We start from the raw sequence: 21,036 nt of genomic DNA on the forward strand, positions 1-21,036 counted from the left end.
CTTGGGCTTCATCAAGCAGCGCATCAATATCGTCGCCTGCCAGCTCATCGCTTTCTTCTTCCAGCTCCGGCGTATCGTCTTGGGCTTCATCAAGCAGCGCATCAATATCGTCGCCTGCCAGCTCATCGCTTTGTTCTTCCAGCTCCGGCGTATCGTCTTGAGCTTCGTCTAGCAAAGAATCAATGTCATCGGCATCAACCAGGTTTTCGCTATCGAAATTGCCGTCAAATTCTGGCTCATCATCGAGGTTACCTTCGAGAATATCATCGATATCATCATTGGAGGCAGTATCATCCCCCCCTTCTTGCTCGTCGGCTAACTCTTCACTTAACGCAGCAAGGGCATCGTCGCTAACATCAATCTCTTCATCCTGCGATTCATTAAATAAGTCATCGAGATCATCATCGCTGAGTATATCGCCATCATCTTTTTCTTCGCTATCAACATCCAATGCCACTTCATCGCTTGAATCATCGTCGAAGTTTTGTTGCATAAAGTCGTCATCGTCGTTGTCATCATCAAACGAGATGTCTTCGTTGAGCAGGCTGTCGAGCTCATCTTGATCCAGCGAGTCATTGCCTTCTTCAAAATCGTCATCCAATGAATCAAAGGTGATGTCATCGTCCTCAGGCAAGATGTCGTCATCCAGCTGTACGCTGCCACCGAGTGGGTCTTCATCGTTACTGTCACTGATATCGAGTGGGTCGGGTTCGGATGCCGCTGCTGCACCGGCTGTGGCTGCGGCGGCCGCAGGCGCTGCAGGTGATTGTGGTAAGAAATCGTCGTCATCCGCGTCTGCTTTCGTGATGTTTTTTCTGCGTAAAAACATCACTAAGCCAGCAATGGCCAGCAAGGCGGGTAAGGTTGCCAGCAGTGCAATACCAAGTGGGGAGGTAAAAAACGAGGATAAGCTGCCTTCTTGCTCCGCTTCGGCTTTCGCCGCCTGCTGCTGAGCAATCATTTCATTTTGCAGGTCAATAACAGACTTCAGTTGCTGTTGTATTTCACTGTCTCGGCCCAATTGCGTTCGCACCGACTGCAGCTCGTTGGTGATGTCTCCTAGTTGCTGCTTCAGCTTAGTATTTTCAGAGAGGATCTCTTCAACATTGCGTACTGATGACTTGAATTGTTTCTGCAAGTCTAGCAAGCGCATGTCTTGTTCCATTTTCAGCGAGCGTAACTGGTTGGTTAAGTCTTCTCTGGCTTGCTCAACATCCTCTTTACGAGCCTGGGTGACGCGTTTCTCTGCGGCATTAATGTCGCTGGCTTGAAGCTGGCCGTTACGTTTCATTTCCCATAACTTGTCGTCTTGGTCGGACTTTTGTTTAGCCAGCTCAGGGTTAACGCTGCGTATTTCTGCCAGCGTAGGAATTTGTAGATAAGCGCCATCGCGCATGTGGTTTAGGTTTTTGTCTAAGAAGGCGGTGGGGTTTTTATCGTACAACGCCTTCATCACCTGATAAATGGTGACAGAAGAACCATCGGGGCGAACCTTTTGGGCAATACGCCATAAGGTATCGGTTGGTTTTATTGGACCAATTGAGCGACCCTGCGCGCCATAATCAACCCCTTTCGGGCCCTTTAACACCGTCCCCTCTTCGGAGTGAAGTGGTGTGGCAACCAATGCAAAGACAAAGATACTAAATAAGGCTAAACCGCGCATGCCGATCCTTTACTCATATGTTCAACACTCGTTAAACGACATTTATTATTATGGCTCTGAAGCAAGCTCTATTCCAAATGCAAACTATAAACCAGATATGCCGGAATATCCATTGCAACGTATTGAAAGTTAAGATTGTTATAATGCTTTGTTCTGAGAGGGTAAAAGTAGAAAAGTGATTGTGTAGTCAAGTAATTGACAAAACGGCAAAGTTCTTGGCAGAAGTTTGCCGTTTTCCAGGTTTAATGGTCGCGAGCGTTACAAATATTGAGCAATTAATGCTTCAGCTATTTGCACGCTGTTAGTGGCTGCACCTTTTCTGGTGTTATCCGACACCACCCAAAGGTTCAATCCCATAGGGTGAGAAATATCTTGCCTTACGCGGCCAACATACACAGTATCGTTACCGCTGGCGTCCGTTACCGGCGTTGGGAAGTCTGTGTCATCTGCAATCAACTCAACACCTGGAGCATCTGCAAGCAGTTGCTTTACGTGCTCTAAGTCAAATGGCATGCGCGTTTCTAGGTGAATGGCTTCCGCATGACCAAAGAACACCGGCACTCTTACCGCAGTAGGGTTAACCAACACGCTAGAATCACCTAAGATTTTTTGCGTTTCCCACACCATCTTCATTTCTTCTTTGGTGTAACCATTGTCTTGGAACGCATCAATTTGCGGGATCACGTTAAAGGCGATCTGCTTAGCAAAAATATCGTTTTCCATCGGTCTGGCGTTCATTAAGTTTGCCGTTTGTTTTGCCAGCTCATCCACCGCTTCTTTACCGGCACCCGATACCGCTTGATAGGTAGAAACATTAATGCGGTCAATACCATAGGCATCATAAATTGGCTTAAGCGCCACCATCATTTGAATGGTAGAACAGTTAGGGTTGGCAATAATGTTACGGTTTCTGAAATCCGCCAAGCTAGATTCATTGACTTCAGGCACCACTAATGGCACATCAAAGTCGTATCTAAAGTGGGAAGTATTATCAATCACCACACAGCCAGCCTCAGCAGCAATTGGCGCGTACTTTTCAGACACCGAACCGCCCGCAGAAAACAGGCCAATGTGGGCATTAGCAAAGTCAAACTCTGCCACATCGAGTACCGTTACTTTTTCACCCATATAGTCAATTTCTTCACCGGCACTGCGGCTACTTGCTAATGGATAAAGGTTATCGACCGGGAACTTACGTTCAGCTAATAACTCAATAATTTGCTTGCCAACTAAACCCGTTGCGCCAAGCACCGCCACATTAAACTTTTGCGACATTGTGTTTCCCCATTCTTGGTTACTTTCTTGACTCTGCCAACCTTGTTACTTGGAAAATCCTAAGTCAGCCAATGCTTGGCTAATCGGTGAGTCACTGTTGATCGTTATGGTACTAAATTCTCGTCGCACTGGATACGTTTTACGAAGCTTATCGAAGCCATATTGAGCCAAATTGGCTTTCATAATGCCATCATCGCGGCGAATATCGTAAACCATGTGCACTAAGTTCGTGATGTCTTGCTCGTTGGCGGTTTGTTCTAGCTGGCAGCGGCTAATACTGGGTTTAGGTAAAAAGTCCGTGATTGACTTGTGCGCGGCCACTCCTAGGGTATTACACAGCGCTTCATAGAGCATTTGGGTGCCGCGTGCTTTGCCTTCTAGAGTGTGGCCGGCAATATGCACCGAGGCAAAGCGGGTGTATTGCAGTAGCGGCTCTAAAATATGCGGTTCGTTTTCCCACACATCGAGAATAAGCTCGAGTTGTTGCCCAGACTCCATCGCCTGTAAAAGCGCGTTATTGTCAATCACATCACCGCGGCTGGCATTAATGATCACCATGCCCGGCTTCAGCGCGGCAATACGCTCGGCATTTAACAGATGGACGGTTTTGCAATCGCCGTTTTTCACCAATGGCACATGAAAAGAGACAATATCCGCTTGTGCCAAAGCCTCATCTAACTCGACATGGTTATCCAAGCTACCATTTTTATGACGCACAGGGTCGCACAGCACAACGTTCAGCCCCAATGCGCTTACTTTATCGCGTAATCGAGAGCCAATATTGCCCACCCCAACAATGGCGATGGTTTTACCGCGTAAGCGAGTATTGGTTTGTTGGGCGTACGCCAATAGGCCACTAATAACATATTCTGCTACGGCAATCGCATTGCAACCTGGAGCGTTACTATAGGCAATCCCCTGTTGCTGGAGAAATTCAGTATCAAAATGATCCATGCCAATGGTGGCGGTACCCACAAACTTTAACTGCTTGGCTTGGCTGAGCAATGTTGAGTTGACCTGAGTGACTGAGCGGGTAAGCAAAACATCTGCTCCAGCCACATCCGCAGCATTAATTGCACGGCCATCAAACCGCTCCACTTCCCCCATGTCGGCAAAAAATGCCTCCACTAGAGGCATATTTTGATCTGCTAAAATACGCATATTAGTTCCTAAACACTTCACCTAATTAAAGTTTATCATGGCAAAGCAGAGGACTAATAATAAAAGCGTTTGCTACTGGCAGATTTTTCACAGCCAAAGGCGATACCAAAAAACATCACACAAGCAACAAACACCGCAGCGCCTTTAAGACTGAGCCACCCACTGGCATCCATCAAAGGACAAAACATCATCGCCAAGACATTAATAGCACAAAGAAGAAGCGCCGTGCGGGTAAAGGCACGATAACCCAATACCGCCGCCACTAGACCGGAAAAGAGGTTGATAACCACAGCCTCAGGCAACGCATAAAAACACGCCACCATGGCTACAAAAGCAATAAAAATTACACCATAGATCATACTTAGCTGCATCTTGTTTCTCCTTAAACTGAGGCAACGTAAACGGTGGCCTTAGGCAGTAAGCCAGCATAACTGAATACGGTAATACAGACACTCCTTGCCTAGACCGCTTATACCAATTCACTTGGTTACTTGGCCTGTTTGGGCAAGCAATGAATGCAGATTGGTATTATGTCTTTCAAACACACTTTCAAGCATAGAAACAGCGCCATTATTTGCAAGTAGATTGCAGCAGTAAATGGTGGCAATAAAGTTTGACGCCAAGTCGATTATTACGCGTTTTGCTTGCTACGCTGGTTACTCAAAAGCACAGTTGCCAGCTACACTAATATGAAACCCTGCTGGTTATTTGCGCAGCAGCAACAAAAATGATCCGACTTAATGAGCCAGACTTATCATAAGTAAGCCGTTATGCACTCTTTTGACCTGTGGTTAAAGGTAAATATTTTGTCATAAAACAATGCAAATAATTTACCGCAAACGCTTCAAGATGCTTGAAATAACAGCGTCAACAAGCTAGTCTAACCAGGTGGTCAGACCTCTTATAAGGAAGAAAAACATGACACTAATATTCATTCTTGCTTTGTTAGCTTTGCTCAGTGCAGCCAGCTACCATCGCGCAAGCTGGAATACTGCTCTTGGCATTGCAGCTGCAACCATGCTGGTAGGTACCTTTGCGGGTGCTTTTGGCATTATCTCTTGGCTGATCTTTTTGGTCATCGCCATTCCTCTTTCTGTAACCAACATACGTCAGCAATACATTGTTGCCCCGGCATTTAAAGCGTTTAAAAAAGTTACGCCAACCATGTCAGAAACAGAGAAGTCGGCCATCGATGCTGGTACCACTTGGTGGGAAGCCGATTTGTTCTGTGGTAACCCAAACTGGGATAAGCTTCATCAATTTCCAAAGCCTCGCTTAAGTGTCGAAGAGCAAGCGTTTCTTGATGGCCCAGTAGAAGAAGTCTGTGCCATGTTAGATGATTGGGAAGCGACCCATGAGCTTACTGACTTGCCTCAAGAAGTATGGCAATACTTAAAAGACAACAAGTTCTTTGCCATGATCATTAAAAAGCAATATGGTGGTCTGGAATTCTCAGCTTACGCGCAATCGTGTGTGCTGCAAAAGCTAACCAGTAAATCAACCCTGCTTTCTTCTATCGTTGGGGTGCCAAACTCGTTAGGCCCAGGCGAATTACTGCAGCATTATGGTACTGAAGAACAAAAAGATCATTACTTACCTCGCCTTGCAAATGGCGACGAAATCCCATGTTTTGCTCTAACTTCACCAGAAGCTGGGTCGGATGCGTCTTCTATTCCTGATTTTGGAGTGGTGTGTAAAGGTCAGTGGCAAGGCGAAGAAGTGTTAGGTATTAACCTAACGTGGAACAAGCGCTACATTACTTTAGCCCCAGTTGCTACGGTACTTGGCTTGGCGTTTAAGCTACGCGATCCAGATGGCCTTTTAGGTGATAAAGAAGAGCTCGGCATTACCTGTGCGTTGATCCCTACCGACACCGATGGGGTTAAAATTGGCCGCCGCCACTTCCCACTAAACGTGCCATTCCAAAATGGCCCTACTCAAGGTGAAAACGTATTTGTACCACTGGATTTTATCATCGGTGGTGAAAAAATGGCCGGTCAAGGCTGGCGTATGCTGGTTGAGTGTTTGTCTGTGGGCCGTGTTATTACCTTACCGTCAAACTCTGCCGGTGGCATTAAGTCTTTGGCCATTGCCAGTGGTGCCTATAGCCGTATTCGTCGTCAGTTCAAATTACCGATTGGTAAAATGGAAGGGGTTGAAGAAGCACTTTCTAAACTCGGTGGTTACGCCTACAGCTCAGACGCTGCGGTGACTATGTCTACAGGCGCCGTGGATTTAGGTGAAAAACCTTCAGTGGTGTCGGCCATTTTGAAATACCACCTTACTGAACAAATGCGCGCTTCCACCATTCATGCGATGGATATTCACGGCGGTAAAGGTATTTGTTTAGGCCCTAATAACTACGTTGGCCGTGGTTACCAAGGTGCACCAATTGCCATCACGGTAGAAGGTGCCAACATCCTTACCCGTAATATGATTATTTACGGTCAAGGTGCAATTCGTTGTCACCCATTTGTACTGGCTGAGCTAGAGGCGTGTTCGATTGCCGATAAGCAAGAAGCATTGGATAGCTTCGACAAGTCGCTGATGGGTCATATTGGCTTTACCATTTCAAACTTGGTCAGAACTAAGTGGCTAGCACTGACTGGCGCACGCTTCACCAAAGTGCCATTCAACGACGAAACCGCGGTCTTCTATCGTAATGCAGCGCGCTACAGTGCTTCATTAGCACTGATGTCAGATATTTGCATGGCGGTATTTGGTGGCTCACTAAAACGTAAAGAGCGTATCTCTGCTCGTCTTGGTGACTTACTAAGCTACTTGTATTTGGTTTCTGCAACGCTGAAGCGCTACAACGATGAAGGTCGCCGTAAAGAAGACTTACCGTTTGTGCAGTGGTCATGTCAGGAGCACTTGTATCTATGTCAACGTGCACTGGCTGACTTAATTAACAATATGCCATCTGCAGCATTGCGCGGCCTGTTAAAAGTGTTGCTGTTCCCATTTGGTCGTCCAGTACGTAAGCCTACGGATAAGCTAGAGCATAAAATTGCCAAAATGCTACAAACACCAAATGACTCACGTGAGCGCTTAGCAGCCAATATCTATCTTAAAGATGAGCCGCTTTGCTTACTTGGTAAACAAGAGCAAACACTGAAAGACATTCTTGAGGTGGAGCCTTTGTTTGAAAAAGTCTGCCGTGGTACAGGTAAAAAGCTGCCATTTATGCGTCTTGATGAAGTCGCTGCGATGGGGCTAGAAGCCGGTGTGCTTAGTGATGAAGAAGCCGCGAAATTGAGTGCGGTTGAAGCTAAGCGTTTAGCGGTTATTAATGTCGATGACTTTGACCCAGAAGAGTTGCTCGCAGGCAAAGCTCGCAGCAAAGAGTCAAGCAAAGCCGATGCGGCATAACAGTTTTGCAGCCAGCTGACCAACGGTCACTGGCGCATAATACCATTGTGCTTAATTAAGTGGCCTACTTTGAGGCGAGAAAATCTTGTCGATAGCAAGACAAAAATTTTGCTATTTAGTTATTCTAAATAAAAAATTTTTAACGCAGCTAGCGTCAGATTTAATCCCTCAAATTGTTCAAGTATTAAGTCATAATGGTATCAGCGTGGATATAAAGGTCAGATAACTCTGACCTTTTTTCTTTTGGGCAGACTGCAAATGATGCAGGGGTTGGGATTAAAACTGATAGCGTACTTTAAAAGTTAATAAGTCTTGCAGCGGCTGCTGCCAGAGATCCACGGCTCCTCCAAACCAGTCTCGATTTCCTACTTGTTGTCCAGTGGCAACTATGTCTTTGCCACCTCGTTGGTATACTAAGAAAATATCGGAATAAGCGCCCATGCGGTAACGTAACTTCAACTGACTGGCAAGACGGCGGTCGTCAAAGCTGGTATCGACGGCAATAGGGTTTAAGCCGCTGTCAGTGACCTCATAGACTGAGTGGCTTACCGCTTCTAATACGGTCCACTGTAAGGTGGCGCTCAGCTCAAGTCGTTCAGTAATGCGGCCATTGATTTCCAATTTATTGGCAAACTCTTGACGATCATATTCACTAATAACGTTGTGGCGGTTTGCCACTAACCAGCCATCGCCATCGCGATAAAAATTACTGAGTTTCAAGTTCCAGTTATAATGTGGCATCCACGTTAAATCTAAAGCGTATTGTTGCGCTTGGCCCGATAGCCCTTCTTGGTCAAACTCCACACTGGCAGCCCAGCTAAAACTGCCAATATATGGGCTTTGATAAAACACCCGCGACTGCCAGCGCTCTGGGGTGGCAAAGGCCTGAGTTTGCCAGCCTAGATTATCCTCAATACCGCGAATATGACGCTCAAGCCGAAGATTCAGCTGACCACCGTTGTACAAAAGTAACTGGGCTAAGTAATCTTGCTTATTAAATCGGGTAAGACCTGACTGATTCTGCTCACGGCGCCACGTTAATGACTGCTTTAAACGCGTTACCCAAGCGCCTTGGCCATGACTGGCGTACTCGCCATAAAGCTCCTCGACACGCCAATTGTTGCGCTTAATATAACCTAGATCACGGTTATCAAAGCCATCATCAACATCAAAATAGCGTGCCGCGAACTTAGTCTGATCCGAGAGCTGGTAAGCTAAGTCTAGCGAAACGGCATTGCCACGCTGACGTCTCTGTGGCGTATCTATATCCGTTCTTAACCAAGATCCCGCAAAGGACCAAGAATTACTGCGGTATTGACCGTCAAGGGCATAACTTAAGGCGTTTCGCTGCAAAAATGGCCGCTCTGTTTTGGTCGTCAGTGCGCCTACCTGCCAAGCCTTTGCTTGATAATTGGCTCTGCCGGCAAAAAAGCGCTTACCAATGTCTGCTGAAAAGTCATTTTCTGTGACCGCAAAGCCACCAGCCTGAAACGACTTTCCTTTGTGAACAAACCGTAACGCGCCATCGATGGGGGTAGTGGCTAACTCACCGTCGTCACTGAAAGCCCCAATCCTACGCGTGTGGATAAGCTTGGTGTGCTCTAATACAGGTATCTCGAATAGGCTAATATCTTGGGTGAAAAATGGCCGCTTATCGGTTCTTAATGTTTCTACCGCAGAGTAATTAACATCGACATCATCAATATCCACTTGGCCAAAGTCGGGATTAACAGCCAAACTCAGCTTTTGTTGATGCGAAGGCTTATAAAACAAATCAAAGCCTACGTCAGACTGATGCTGCTGCTGGGAACTCGACGTCGAAACCGGAGCAAATTGTGCTTGCTGACTAAAATAAGGGATAAAAGTGAGTTGCGACTGCTGCCCAATGGCTGCTGAGATCCTTGGCATAGTTAAGAAAAAGTCACTGTCGGCAGTAGTGTCTTGGTGGTTGGCATAAATAAAGTTGTTCTTTAATTCATACAGCTGAATTGAAATGGCCAGCTCTGCTAACGCTTCATCATCTCCAGGTTGAAAAGAAACCGTGTGCCAAGGGATCATCATTTCGGTGGTCCAATGGTCATCGCGAATGTGGTTAGCAAACAGCCACTCACCATCCCAATCATAATCCGCTTTTAGGTTAGAAGTCAGTACCGCGTCTTGCGAGCCGCCACCTAGAGTGACCGAGAACTGATAAGCACTACTGCCATCGCCGGAAAAATCCACCACCACGCGATTAAAATCCGCCTGCATAAAGCGGTCGTGAATATTAAACTGACGCTTACGCTGGCCTTTCGCTTGCAAATTTTTGATGCCAATATACACCCCATCTTTACCGGCAAAAGCCCAAGCCTTAACCTTATGGTTCGCGTTATTTAGGGTGACAGGCACCACTTGATAAAAGTTCTCAAACTGTGTTGCTGAGCGCCATTGTGGCTCTGTAAGTTGACCATCAATGACAATGTTACTGGCAAGGGCGCCCTGGCTTATTACTGCACCGCTGAGACCCAACCAGAGTATGTGACTATTTTTCATCTTGCTGTTTCCTTTGTATCGATGTCAGCCATTGCAACAAAAAATACTCTGAAAAGATCTGAATTTTTTCTGAATAAACCTGATTTAACCTTTATAAACATTGACTTAATCTGAATAAAAGCTAACTTAAACGCACTAAAGGTAAACTTGAATCAATTATGGCAGTGCAGCAATCACACTATTTCTTCGGTCAGTGGCAGTTTGACAGTGACCAGGATACCTTGACTTCAACCTGTGGAAAGGTAATAAAACTAGAGCCGCAAAGTGCTCGGCTACTGCTGCTGTTACTAAGCCACTCGCAGCAAGTGTTAAATAAGTACTGGTTATGCGAGCAGATCTGGCCAGATACCATTGTTGATCCCAACAGCCTATATCAGTTAATTACTAAATTACGCAAAGTGCTTGAGGATAATCCTCGCTCAGCACTGTACATCAAGACTATTCCAAAAAAGGGCTATCAGTTTATTGCCCCACTTAAGTCACAAGCCGCACCACTGGAAACCGGCTCCTCCTCAGCGCCACCAAGTAGCAAAAAGAATGGCCTTATGATATTAGCAACCACCATGATGGCACTGCTGTGTTTTGGTGCTATTGCCTATTTCAATACTGCTCCTGCAGAGAAACCAATGCTGCAATACCAAACCAGCAACTTAAGTCATGAGTTGGGGTTGGAGTTTGATGTTGATGCCCACCAAAGGCAAAACTTATTAGCTTATGTTAAGGACTTTACTCAGCTCGTCATTGCCAATAAACAAGGCGATAAATTGCGCAGCCACCAATTTGATACTCGTGTGGCGGCTCCCAGCTGGAGCCCAAGCGCCGATAAACTGGCCTTTTGGCAATATCAAGGCAATGGCTGTCAGCTTCACGTGATGACCGCAGCTGGTCAGTTTTACCATAGCTCTCGCCTATTTCGCTGCGAGCTTGGGGTAAAGCCGGTGTGGCAAAACGACGAAGAACTAATACTGGTGTATGGCCCAAATAAAGCCCGCACAGCGTATATTTATCGCCTTAATAGCCAACAACTGGTAAAACTGCCATTGCAGCTAGCGCGTGGTGAGCAGCTGAAAATGGCCATTCGTGGTTGGGGCAATAAAGTCTATTATTTGGTGCAAACCCAGTCGCGCCAAAGTCGTTTACAGCAATTAGATGGCAGCATTGCCTTGCAATGGCAAAAACCGGTGACCTCAGTGGCATTCGACACTCACCACCAAAGCATATTGGCCAGCCAACATGGACAGTTACAACGATATTACCTTGATGGCAGTAGTCAAAGTGTGAAAACCACAGAGCTGGGACTGTTTACCAGCTTCTCTAGCGATGAAAATGGCGATATCTTCGCTGCTCTAGAAAGTTTTCAAGTGAATATTAAAGACCGAGACAACCTGCCGCTGTTTTCCAGTTCGAGCATTGACTACTTACCGTTAACCAACAAACTGGGTGAGACCGCCTTTATGTCTCGGCGCAGTGGTGTGTGTGAGGTGTATTTGTACCGCAACGACCAAATCAGTCAGTTGTCATTTCATCAAGGTAACGAGTACGTCCATTTCTTACAGTGGAGTCCGGCACTGAATTACCTCGCTTCAAATCGCGACAGCAAGCTTGTGGTTTACGATAGAAAACGGCCACTGCAACAGTTTGATAGCCAGCTTGAACATGCCGTTGTCAGTATGGGCTGGATTGACGAACAAACCCTCTGGGCCTTTGATGGCAACACACTGAATCAATATAGTCTCTCTGGAGCCTTAGTCAGTAGCCAGAGTGTTAATGCCCAGTCAGTATTTTATCACCCGCAGCGGCAAACCTGGTTTTTATTACAAGACAATCAACTACTGGAATCAACCACAGTCCTGAGTGCGGCGGAGTCGACGCTAAACCGCCACACACTGACACCACAGCAAGCCAATCAGTTTAGTAATCTTAGGATCCGTGGTAACCAAGTGTATTGGCAGTCGACCTGGTCGCAACAAGATTATATTTGGCGGCTAGCGCTAAGCGGCAACCAAGCCCCTACACTGCAGAAAACAGGCCACCTTATCTGGCATTATGATATTGACCCATTAGGTAACCTATTAATAGCCAAAATGGAAAGTGTCGAGGGCGACATTAAAAAGTTAACCCTGCTCCCCAATACCGCCATTACAGATTAAGCAGCACGGTATAGCACACCACCAAGGTGCTTAGCCATGCCACGGCTAGCTGTCGCGGGCTCTTTAAGGCTGCCAATATCATTACCGGTAGGAATAAAAAAGGCAGAAGATGGCTCAGACTTGGCGGTGTGAGTAAATACACCGGCGTGGTAAAAAGCACAGCAGTCGTCAGTAAGATAAGCCAAAGGCTAAGCCGAGCTTGTTTGAGTCGATTAATGCTTTGCCAAAACGCGCTTCTTTGCGTCACTTGAGGCCGTAGATCTAAGCCCAAACTGGCCCAGCAGAGTAAATTCAAACTCATTAAGCCGGGAATGTAGTGAGCGATTAAGTCTGCACGCTCGGCATTTATAATGACCCCAAACCAAATTACCAATAAACTCAATACCGCCCGCCACAGCATCACAAAGTAGTGATTCGCCGCATAGCTTAGCCAGAACGAGCAAAGACCACTCACAGAGACACTCAGCGTTATTTCTGGAGGTAAAAAACGGTTTGCCAGCAACACCAGAATATTGACGAGCAGTAAAAAATAACCGAGATCATGGACTACTATACTCAACAACAAAGAAGCAAATAACGCAATGAAAGTTGCCAATGGTCGATACACACACGCTAAGGCAACGATTAACTGGCTCGCCGCAAATACCCACAACGGCCAAGCTTGAATAAAGTGCTCGTAACCAATGGCAACCCCCAGGACTAGAGACATATGCAATAACACGTGAGTTGCCAACAGCGCGGCGACGTCTGCCACTTTTTGATGCCAGCTATTGGCGAGAATGGTAATGTGATAGCGACGGTGAGCACTGTCTAAAATACCATGGCGCAGTTGCAAAAACAGTAAGCTTTGCGCCAGCAGTAACATAATGGCTACGTTTACTTGTGTGCTAGGATTATCACTGGCGACCAGTCGTCCAAGGGCTAGAAAAAGTGCAGCCACCAGCCCCACTACATACGCTTGAAACAACAAGCCTATCATTAGACCAAACTGAGAAAGTTGCAGTAGAAGCTGCCGCAAAGACAAAAATAAGCTGTCTTTGCGATATAAATAATAACGCCACATCCGCGTTACGCCTCTGCAAATAAAGGTACTAAGGTAAAACCAGCCGCTAAAAATGGCTCAGGTTCATGGCTGGTAATAATCATTTCCCCTGGGTATTGGTTCAGCACATCAAATAAGAACTGCACTGCCCCGTGGTCCAATGTGGCAGTGGGCTCGTCTAATAAAAGGTATGGCGTTTGTCGCATTAAGGCATTGATCAATTGTAGCTTCTTTTTATTGCCGGAAGACAAGTCGGCATAAGTGGTATCAAGAAAGGGTGAGAAGTGAAAGCCAGCAATGAAGTGTTCAGGAAATTGGCATTGCCATGCCTTAACACACAGCATCAGTAGATCGCGAGCACTAAGAAACTCAGGGAATGGAATACAATCAGAAGCTAACGCAACCAGATGATGACGCTTAACAGCGCGTGTGTGCTGCAGCACTATTTCTCCTTGGCATGGCTCATCGAGCCCGGCAATCATACTGAGTAAGGTAGTCTTACCGGTACCATTATCAGCGGTAATGCACACTTTTCCGCCGCTGAATTGCCTTGAGTAGTGCTCGAACAACACTAAGTCACCAAAACGCTTAGTTAATCCATTTATTATTATCATATTGATCCCTATCGGCTTATGATCGCTACAAGTAATTGCATCTGCAAGCTAAAGTAAACCGAATTACATTTAAAATCAAATAGTTGAATTTTTACTGCCCCCCATGATGGTACTTTTGCAAAGTGCTTACAGTTTTAAACAGATCCACACAATATCAGTGCATTTAAAAACACCTTGCTCTTGTATTCTAACTTGCAACCAATAAGACCGTGCAGTGGCCGTATTTGCAGGTCTATCGCTATGCCTGACCACCGTAAGATTGATTTAAGGAGAATTTCATGACCTACCGTAACGCCCTAGCCCTGCCCTTGGCAATGATACTCACCGCCTGCTCCTCCGAGGACATTGAGACCGCCAACTTTGGCTCCAGCATCAACAAAAACCAATACAACTTGGTGAATGCCAGTCAGTATGAAATCGCATTTCATATGGCCAATACAGAGATCGATGGTGACGAAAGAAACGTTGCCAATGATAAGTACCGTGTAAAAGTGCTTGCTGCAGGAATGGAGCCCAGCCGTATTAGTCATGAGCACAATGTTAATCGTGAAATCAGCTTTTTTGCCAAATCGGTTAATCAGCTGGGGTTATCTGAGCGACGTAAATTTAAAGTCAGTCACGACCAAGATTACCACTTTGTTGTGCAACAAAATAACCGTGACACCCTGGATATTGCCGTGGTTGAACGCCAGCGCAATGATCAAGACAGTGTCTTTAGTATGCGTATTTTAGCTGCCGCAGACATGACCCTAAGCATTAACGGTGACACCCACCATTTTAATCAAGGTCAGGTAAGTGGCTGGTACCGGATTGATGATTGCAATAGCGATATTTTACTGGAAGGCGAGCCACTAAGCTTATGCCAAGCTTCTTTTGATCGCTCCTATTTAGTTGTGGTCTCAGAGCAAGGGCTACAAGCCTTGATATTGGAATAAACAGCGCTGACCAATAAACCTGGTCAAGGCTTGCAACATCAAGCCTTGACCAACCATAGCGGCTAATGACCACTGTGCACCACTCCAGTACGATTATCTCGACAAGCCAACGCAGAACATTTAGGTTATACTGATAAAAACGACCTTAGGAGTGAGTTATGCGTTACTTCATGGGGTGCGTAATAGGGATATTGTCGGTGTTTAGCGCCTTTGCTGCGATGCCTAGCAAAGTTGATATCTACACTGAGCATTTTCCCCCTTATCAAACCAAGCAGCAAAACGGCGCCATTGCTGGCTACGCCACCGATATAGTGCGCTTAATCATGTGGGAAGCCCAGCTCAACTACCAGATTTTTATGCTACCTTGGTCACGGGCACAACGATTTGCTGAGCAATCTCGCTATGCCTTACTTTATTCCTTGGCCCGCACCGAAGCACGCGAGCAAAGCTATATTTGGCTTACTCCCTTGTGTGAAATGCATATTGCTTTTTTTATCCGCCCTGAGCTCGACCTTGAGGAACAAGACTGGCACCTCAATAAAATTAAGCGCCATACGGTGGCAGTGGCGGCTAATCAACCCTCAGAACAATTTCTGCTTGAGCGTGGTTTTGAGCCCGATGACAACTTACTGAGCGTTTCCAGTCTCAGTCAAGCTGGCGAGCTTATGCAGCGTCAACGCATTGATTTTATTTTCGGTGCGCAACGCTTTGTTGAGCAGCTTGCCAGTAGCATGGGCGTTACCCACTCTTGGCGAAAAGTATTGGTGGCGCCAACATTAAGTAAAACCTTATATTTAACCGCCCACCCCAGTGCCCCTGAAGACTATGTTAAACACCTAAGGCAAGCGGCCCAGCGTGTCTTACCGCAGCAAGAAAATCTGTTGGATTGCCAATAACTCGGTCCATTACAGTAATAAAGGTTTGCTAAATCAATCAAAAGCTGGCTACAGTAGAGTTTTCAGGAAAGTAGCTTGCTGCTGATTATAATAACAAAATATAGACTATGACTTGGCTTTACCGTATTTACCATTGGCTCTTAAAAATGATTGTGATTGTGGTGGGGATCCCCAACCCCCAGCTTTATCGCGGTCGTAAAGGGTTAGCTTTGGCCATTGCCAACTTAGGGCTTAGCCATGGCGATAAGGTATTAGTGGTTACCGACGAGGTATTAATGCGTTTAGCCTTGCATAAAGTCGTGGATGAAGCGCTGCAACACGGCAACCTTAACGCCGTTTACTTCAACCAAGTGCTGCCTAACCCAACCATAGATAATGTCGAGTCTGGTCTGAGTGTATACCAGCAACACCATTGCCGTGCCATTATCGCGTTAGGCGGCGGTTCGGTGATGGATTGCGCAAAGCTCATTGGCGCACGAGTAGTAAAGCCCAACAAATCCGTAAAACAGCTTAAAGGGTTGTTTAAAGTGATAAAGCGCCTTCCTGCTAATATCGCCATTCCTACCACCGCAGGTACCGGCTCAGAAACCACCGTCGCCGCTGTGGTCAACGACCCTGATGTTGCTGAAAAATACGCTGCCACTGATTTTTGTTTAGTGCCCCACCATGCCGTATTGCTACCAGAACTGACTCTCAGTATGCCAGCGCAGATTAAAGCCACCACCGCAATAGACGCCCTCACCCATGCTATCGAAGCTTTGCTGAGCATCAACTGCTTGTCTTTTAGTCGCGCTCGTGCGCTCAGTGCATGCCAAGCCATTTTTACTTACCTACCCAAAGCAATGACAGATAGCCAAGATGAACACGCGGCTGAGGAACTGTTATTAGCGTCACATTATGCAGGCCAAGCTTTTACTCGTACCTCGGTGGGTTACGTCCATGCTATTTCGCACCAACTCAGTGCCCAGTACGGTACTCCTCATGGCTTAGCCAATGCGGTGTTGCTGTTGCCAGTTTTACATTGGTATGGGGATGCTATCCACCCCACCTTGGCTGCCATCGCAGATCATTGCCATATTGGCTCAACCAATGCTCCCCAACGCCAACGTGCTGAGGCTTTGCTAGCGCACATCGACACCTTGTTAACTGAGCTTAAAATCGTTCGAACCCTGCCAGAGATACAGCCGCAAGACGTTACCCTGCTGGCGCAGCATGCTTTGAACGAGGCTCATCCCGACTACCCGGTTCCGAAATTTATGAACTTATCGCAATGCCAAACCATTATTGCCGGCATTGCTAGTGGCGATGACGGTCTTTCGGCAAATACTTAACGCCATTGATCATTGCCGACACTAAGGCACTGCGCTGGCGTTTCTCCGCGATCACCACGCCAATGATATGCAAGGGGATCAGCACTAATAAGGCATAGAAAGTGTATACATGCAAAGTGATAAAAGGACTTCGGAACGTTCGCATTGCTTGATATTCCTCAGGGTCAACATTGTCCTTGGAATAGGGCTTAATCAAGTCAACCTGCGTTTTATCTAGCGCAACACTGTGAGCAAAGTAATCGCCAAAAGGCGGGTAATAAATATCCGTCCCCGCCAATACTAATCCTGATGTGGCTTGGACGGTCAGCAATAAAAACAGTGCCCCTACCATAAGTTTGCCCAAAGGGTTATGGCCTTGATACGCCCGCTCAGGGTCTTTTTTAAAGGCGTGCAACTCGGCGGTAAACCCTGAAAAAAATGGCAAGGTTTTACTAAAGCGTTCGTAGCCTTTACCTATTAAGCCAAATAACAGCCTGACCAGTAGGTTGGCCACAAACACATAGCCCACCAGCACATGCACTGTCTTCAGTAATACTTTTCCGTCACTGCTGACACCAAGCAGCTTAGCATTCAGAATCATAATGCCAATAACAAGCAGCAGTGTTATAGCAATCACGTTAAGCCAATGGAACACCCGGATCTTTTTACTCCAAACATACACCGCTATTTTTTCATTGCTCATCAGCTATCTCCTCGTTATTAAGGTGACCGGTGTCGTTTACTATCACACACCAATATCTCACCCTTTGGTTTGATAATAACCTTGCCAAGCTGGCTTTTAATTGCGCTAGCTCAACACTTGATACAATCACTTGAAATGACGCCTGCTGGCGGTACCCTTTTACTTGCTCTGCAATATCGAAACTACTGTGGTATTTTGAAAAGCCCTTTATAGGCACGATACTAAACCCTGAGATCGTTTCATAAGTCATTAAGTGATCAATCACTCGTTCTTGTTGTGATAGATTCACAACAAAATTAAACTGAATATTTTGCTCTGACACGAGACTGCTCCACGAGTTGATAGAAAATAGGCAATAAATACAAAGTGGTAACGGTAGAGGTAATGAGACCACCAATAACCACTATGGCCAATGGTTTTTGGATTTCGGCTCCAGGGCCCACAGCGAACGCTAGAGGCAATAAGCCAAACATAGCAGTTGTAGCGGTCATCAACACAGGCCGCAAGCGTCTTTTAGCTCCATGCAATACTCTGCTTTGAATACATGTGTAGTGAGATTTACTTTGCTCAAAGTAGCTCACCATCACCACCCCATTCAACACCGCGACACCCAGTAGTGCGATAAAACCAATTGAAGCTGGAATGGATAGATATTGCGCAGTTATAAATAACGCAAAGATCCCGCCCATCAAAGCAAAAGGTATGTTGGCCAAGATTAAAACCGCTAGCCTTAACGAGCGGAAAGTGCTGAATAAAATAACAAATATTAACAGCAAGGCGACAGGGATCACGACCATCAAGTTATTCATGGCACGCTGCTGATTCTCAAATTCACCACCATACTCGATTCGATAACCACTGGGGATAAGTATTTGCTCACCAATACGCTGCTGAAGCTCTGCAACAAAACCAACCACATCACGGCCCGAGACATTGGTACTAATGGCTACGAAGCGCTGAGCATTCTCACGCTCAATCAATAAGGGTTCATGTTTCACGCTAATTTCCGCAAGATTTTCTAAAGGTACCAACTTGCCGTTCGGTAATAACACGGGCAAGGAGCTAAGCTCAGCCACGGATTGGATCTGCTGTCGCTCAGGCAGCGACGAGCTGGCAAGTAAAATGTCCGTTGATTTATTAGCATGAGTCACTTGGGAGATCACACGACCCTCAATAAAAGGTTTTAAGTAATCACTGAGCTGAACCACAGAAAGACCGAGCCGGGCAGCCACTTCAGGCTTGAGTTTAATACTGAGGTACTTTCCTCCGGCAACCAAGGCCGTTTGAGTATCTTTACTTCCAGTAGTTGCAGTCACTTGTTGTTCAATGTGAGCCGCCAACTTTGTCAACTGCATCACATCGTTACCGAATACCTTAATCGCCACATCGCCTGTGCCACCGGTGAGCATTTCAGAGACTCGCATCTGAATGGGTTGGGTAAAGTTAATATTGATACCAGGGTAATCATTTAATACTGTGCGGATCTCTGAGATTAAACGGCGCTTACTATCGAAGCGCCACTCATCTTGGGGCTTTAACTCCATAAAAACATCCGTTTCATTAAGGCTCATTGGGTCTAGGCCTAACTCATCAGAGCCCGTTCTAGCAACCACTTGCAGCACTTCAGGTATACGTGCCAACAAGGCACTTTCTATGGCCGTGTCTATCTTAGTTGACGCCGATAAATTAATAGCTGGCGACTTTTCCAGCTGCACGATTATGTCGCCTTCATCTAAGGTCGGCATAAAGCTTTTTCCTAACCCACCAAAGAGCCATAGACTGCCTCCTAAACATGTCATGGCAATGACAGTCAGTAACCGAGCTTTAGGTATCGCAATACGAAGAGTGTGATAGTAAAACGATTGCAAACGGGTGATAAATTTCGGTTCTGCTCCTATCTCTTTATAAAGCAGGATAGAGGCCAACATCGGGATCACAGTGAATGCCATTATAAGTGCAGCGATCATGGCAAATACAATGGTAAGCGCTACGGGAGAAAACAGTTTACCTTCAAGACCCTGCAGCGTGAGCAGTGGAGCAAAAACAATAATCACGATAAAGGTGCCAGAAATGGTTGGCGTAGCCACTTCTTTTGCCGCTCGATAAATAATATGCAAACGTGGTAATTTTTGCTGCTGTGATAAATGATTAACGGTATTTTCCACTACCACCACCGAAGCATCTACCAACATACCAATGGCAATAACCAGTCCTCCTAGACTCATTAAATTGGCAGAAATCGAAAAGAAGTCCATGAGTATAAAAGTGGCCAGTGCAGCCAGCGGTAATGAGAGGGAAACCACCAAAGCAGCTCGGATATTGCCCAGAAAGACCGCCAGCAGTATCATCACCAAGATAATCGCCTGGAATAATGCATTGGTGATGGTATTGACGGCTTTTTTAATAAGAATAGACCTATCATAGAAAACATTAATATGAGTTCCCTTGGGCAAGCTTGGTGCTAGCTGCTTTAACTTGGCTTTAACCGCAGCCACCACAGCATCCGTATTCGCGCCTTTTAGCGCGATAACTAACCCTTGAACCGCTTCCTCACCATCTTTGCTCACCGCACCATAACGACGCAAATGACCAAAATTAACCGTAGCCACGTCAGTTAAAAAGACAGAGCCACGACTATCCGAGCGGATCAATAATTGCTTCAGATCTTCAAGCTCACTCAACTTACCCTGAGTTCGCACCACTATGCTATCGCTGCCTTTGTTAATACGCCCCAAACCACCATTGATATTATGTTCAACAATCGCCGCTTCGATTTCTGCAAGCGACACATTAAGCGCTTGCATAGCTTGAGATTTTGGGGAGACCTCGTATGTTTTCACATAGCCACCGAGGCTGTTCACATCAGCCACCCCAGCAACACTGCGAAGTGCAGGTCGGATCTGCCAATCAAGTAACTCACGACGCTGTTGCAAAGAGAGGGCGTCATTGGTTACTGTGAACATAAACATTTCACTTAGCGGCGTACTCATTGGTGCTACACCACCGGTTACGTTTTCCGGTAGGCTGGGAAAAAGCGCCAAAATTCGCTCATTCACCTGTTGCCTTGCCCAATAAATATCAGTGCCGGCAACAAAATCGATGGTGATATCCGTAATGGCGTATTTTGTGGTGGAACGCAATGTTTGTTGTGACGGGATCCCTAGTAACTCAGTTTCCACTACTCGAGTAACTTGCGTTTCTATTTCAGAAGTCGTCATTCCTGGTGCTTTCAACACCACCTTAACTTGGGTCGGTGCGATATCAGGAAAAGCATCAATAGGTAAGTTTAGCCATGACCGGATACCTATACCAATAACGAGTAAAGTAAGTAGTGAAACAAATACTCGCTGCATCAGTGAAAAGCGGATGAAGAAATCAAACAT

The 21,036-nt window shown here is 46.1% G+C and carries 15 protein-coding genes; 5 read left to right on the forward strand and 10 right to left on the reverse strand.

All coding sequences use genetic code 11. The features are described from left to right. From ACNKW2_RS08945 to ACNKW2_RS08960, 4 genes are all read right to left on the reverse strand, one after another. Positions 1–1,663, reverse strand: a 1,663-nt coding sequence (locus ACNKW2_RS08945; RefSeq protein ID WP_419148245.1) for a FimV/HubP family polar landmark protein, incomplete at its 3' end; no start/stop codon positions are given. A 258-nt stretch (positions 1,664–1,921) separates the two neighbouring features. Further along, positions 1,922–2,938: an aspartate-semialdehyde dehydrogenase gene (locus tag ACNKW2_RS08950; protein WP_419148246.1), complete on the reverse strand. Its 1,017-nt coding sequence runs from the start codon at positions 2,936–2,938 to the stop codon at positions 1,922–1,924. Positions 2,939–2,983: 45 nt separating this feature from the next. Beyond that, the gene (locus ACNKW2_RS08955) at positions 2,984–4,099 is read right to left on the reverse strand and encodes a 4-phosphoerythronate dehydrogenase (RefSeq protein ID WP_419148247.1); all 1,116 of its coding nucleotides are present in this window, start codon (positions 4,097–4,099) and stop codon (positions 2,984–2,986) included. A gap of 53 nt (positions 4,100–4,152) precedes the next feature. Beyond that, positions 4,153–4,470, reverse strand: coding sequence for a DUF6419 family natural product biosynthesis protein (locus ACNKW2_RS08960; RefSeq protein ID WP_336565632.1), 318 nt, complete (start codon positions 4,468–4,470; stop codon positions 4,153–4,155). A 547-nt stretch (positions 4,471–5,017) separates the two neighbouring features. On the opposite strand from ACNKW2_RS08960, the gene fadE reads away from it, so the two are divergent. After that, positions 5,018–7,471: an acyl-CoA dehydrogenase FadE gene (gene fadE, locus ACNKW2_RS08965; RefSeq protein ID WP_419148248.1), complete on the forward strand. Its 2,454-nt coding sequence runs from the start codon at positions 5,018–5,020 to the stop codon at positions 7,469–7,471. A 276-nt stretch (positions 7,472–7,747) separates the two neighbouring features. Here the strand turns inward: fadE and ACNKW2_RS08970 are convergent, their stop codons facing one another. Beyond that, complete coding sequence (locus tag ACNKW2_RS08970; protein ID WP_419148249.1) at positions 7,748–10,003, reverse strand: DUF5916 domain-containing protein; 2,256 nt, start codon at positions 10,001–10,003, stop codon at positions 7,748–7,750. Between the two features lie 158 nt (positions 10,004–10,161). On the opposite strand from ACNKW2_RS08970, the gene ACNKW2_RS08975 reads away from it, so the two are divergent. Then, positions 10,162–12,153 (forward strand): winged helix-turn-helix domain-containing protein, encoded by a 1,992-nt coding sequence (locus tag ACNKW2_RS08975; protein WP_419148250.1) that lies wholly within the window; start codon positions 10,162–10,164, stop codon positions 12,151–12,153. Here the strand turns inward: ACNKW2_RS08975 and ACNKW2_RS08980 are convergent. Both ACNKW2_RS08980 and ACNKW2_RS08985 read right to left on the reverse strand, forming a co-directional pair. After that, entirely contained in the window at positions 12,143–13,216 is a 1,074-nt protein-coding gene (locus ACNKW2_RS08980; protein ID WP_419148251.1) for a DUF6136 family protein, read from the reverse strand. The genes ACNKW2_RS08975 and ACNKW2_RS08980 overlap by 11 nt on opposite strands. A gap of 5 nt (positions 13,217–13,221) precedes the next feature. Beyond that, on the reverse strand, positions 13,222–13,809 hold the full coding sequence (locus tag ACNKW2_RS08985) for an ABC transporter ATP-binding protein (protein ID WP_419148252.1): 588 nt from the start codon (positions 13,807–13,809) through the stop codon (positions 13,222–13,224). Between the two features lie 278 nt (positions 13,810–14,087). On the opposite strand from ACNKW2_RS08985, the gene ACNKW2_RS08990 reads away from it, so the two are divergent. The 3 genes from ACNKW2_RS08990 to ACNKW2_RS09000 all read left to right on the forward strand — a co-directional run bounded on the left by ACNKW2_RS08990 (position 14,088) and on the right by ACNKW2_RS09000 (position 16,971). Next, positions 14,088–14,744, forward strand: coding sequence for a hypothetical protein (locus ACNKW2_RS08990; protein WP_419148253.1), 657 nt, complete (start codon positions 14,088–14,090; stop codon positions 14,742–14,744). Between the two features lie 158 nt (positions 14,745–14,902). After that, a complete protein-coding gene (locus ACNKW2_RS08995) occupies positions 14,903–15,640 on the forward strand; it encodes a transporter substrate-binding domain-containing protein (RefSeq protein WP_419148254.1) in 738 nt (245 codons plus the stop codon). Positions 15,641–15,747: 107 nt separating this feature from the next. Then, complete coding sequence (locus ACNKW2_RS09000) at positions 15,748–16,971, forward strand: iron-containing alcohol dehydrogenase (RefSeq protein WP_419148255.1); 1,224 nt, start codon at positions 15,748–15,750, stop codon at positions 16,969–16,971. On the opposite strand, the gene ACNKW2_RS09005 is transcribed toward ACNKW2_RS09000, so the two are convergent. The 3 genes from ACNKW2_RS09005 to ACNKW2_RS09015 are packed head-to-tail and all read right to left on the reverse strand — an operon-like array spanning position 16,937 to position 21,036. After that, entirely contained in the window at positions 16,937–17,653 is a 717-nt protein-coding gene (locus ACNKW2_RS09005; protein WP_419148256.1) for a cytochrome b/b6 domain-containing protein, read from the reverse strand. The genes ACNKW2_RS09000 and ACNKW2_RS09005 overlap by 35 nt on opposite strands. Next, complete coding sequence (locus ACNKW2_RS09010) at positions 17,643–17,975, reverse strand: DUF3240 family protein (protein ID WP_419148257.1); 333 nt, start codon at positions 17,973–17,975, stop codon at positions 17,643–17,645. Before ACNKW2_RS09010 ends, ACNKW2_RS09005 begins: the two co-directional genes overlap by 11 nt. Next, the gene (locus ACNKW2_RS09015; RefSeq protein WP_419148258.1) at positions 17,950–21,036 is read right to left on the reverse strand and encodes an efflux RND transporter permease subunit; all 3,087 of its coding nucleotides are present in this window, start codon (positions 21,034–21,036) and stop codon (positions 17,950–17,952) included. The genes ACNKW2_RS09010 and ACNKW2_RS09015 overlap by 26 nt, the downstream gene beginning before the upstream one ends.

This window comes from Pseudoalteromonas 'SMAR', assembly GCF_048515945.1.
GTDB lineage: Bacteria > Pseudomonadota > Gammaproteobacteria > Enterobacterales > Alteromonadaceae > Pseudoalteromonas.

Coding starts and splice junctions, on each gene's coding strand:
- ACNKW2_RS08950 (WP_419148246.1), bottom strand. CDS start 2,938: ATGTCGCAAAAGTTTAATGTGGCGGTGCTTGGCGCAACGGGTTTAGTT.
- ACNKW2_RS08980 (WP_419148251.1), bottom strand. CDS start 13,216: ATGTGGCGTTATTATTTATATCGCAAAGACAGCTTATTTTTGTCTTTG.
- ACNKW2_RS08955 (WP_419148247.1), bottom strand. CDS start 4,099: ATGCGTATTTTAGCAGATCAAAATATGCCTCTAGTGGAGGCATTTTTT.
- ACNKW2_RS09015 (WP_419148258.1), bottom strand. CDS start 21,036: ATGTTTGATTTCTTCATCCGCTTTTCACTGATGCAGCGAGTATTTGTT.
- ACNKW2_RS08960 (WP_336565632.1), bottom strand. CDS start 4,470: ATGCAGCTAAGTATGATCTATGGTGTAATTTTTATTGCTTTTGTAGCC.
- ACNKW2_RS08995 (WP_419148254.1), top strand. CDS start 14,903: ATGCGTTACTTCATGGGGTGCGTAATAGGGATATTGTCGGTGTTTAGC.
- ACNKW2_RS08970 (WP_419148249.1), bottom strand. CDS start 10,003: ATGAAAAATAGTCACATACTCTGGTTGGGTCTCAGCGGTGCAGTAATA.
- fadE (WP_419148248.1), top strand. CDS start 5,018: ATGACACTAATATTCATTCTTGCTTTGTTAGCTTTGCTCAGTGCAGCC.
- ACNKW2_RS08985 (WP_419148252.1), bottom strand. CDS start 13,809: ATGATAATAATAAATGGATTAACTAAGCGTTTTGGTGACTTAGTGTTG.
- ACNKW2_RS09005 (WP_419148256.1), bottom strand. CDS start 17,653: ATGAGCAATGAAAAAATAGCGGTGTATGTTTGGAGTAAAAAGATCCGG.
- ACNKW2_RS09000 (WP_419148255.1), top strand. CDS start 15,748: ATGACTTGGCTTTACCGTATTTACCATTGGCTCTTAAAAATGATTGTG.
- ACNKW2_RS08975 (WP_419148250.1), top strand. CDS start 10,162: ATGGCAGTGCAGCAATCACACTATTTCTTCGGTCAGTGGCAGTTTGAC.
- ACNKW2_RS08990 (WP_419148253.1), top strand. CDS start 14,088: ATGACCTACCGTAACGCCCTAGCCCTGCCCTTGGCAATGATACTCACC.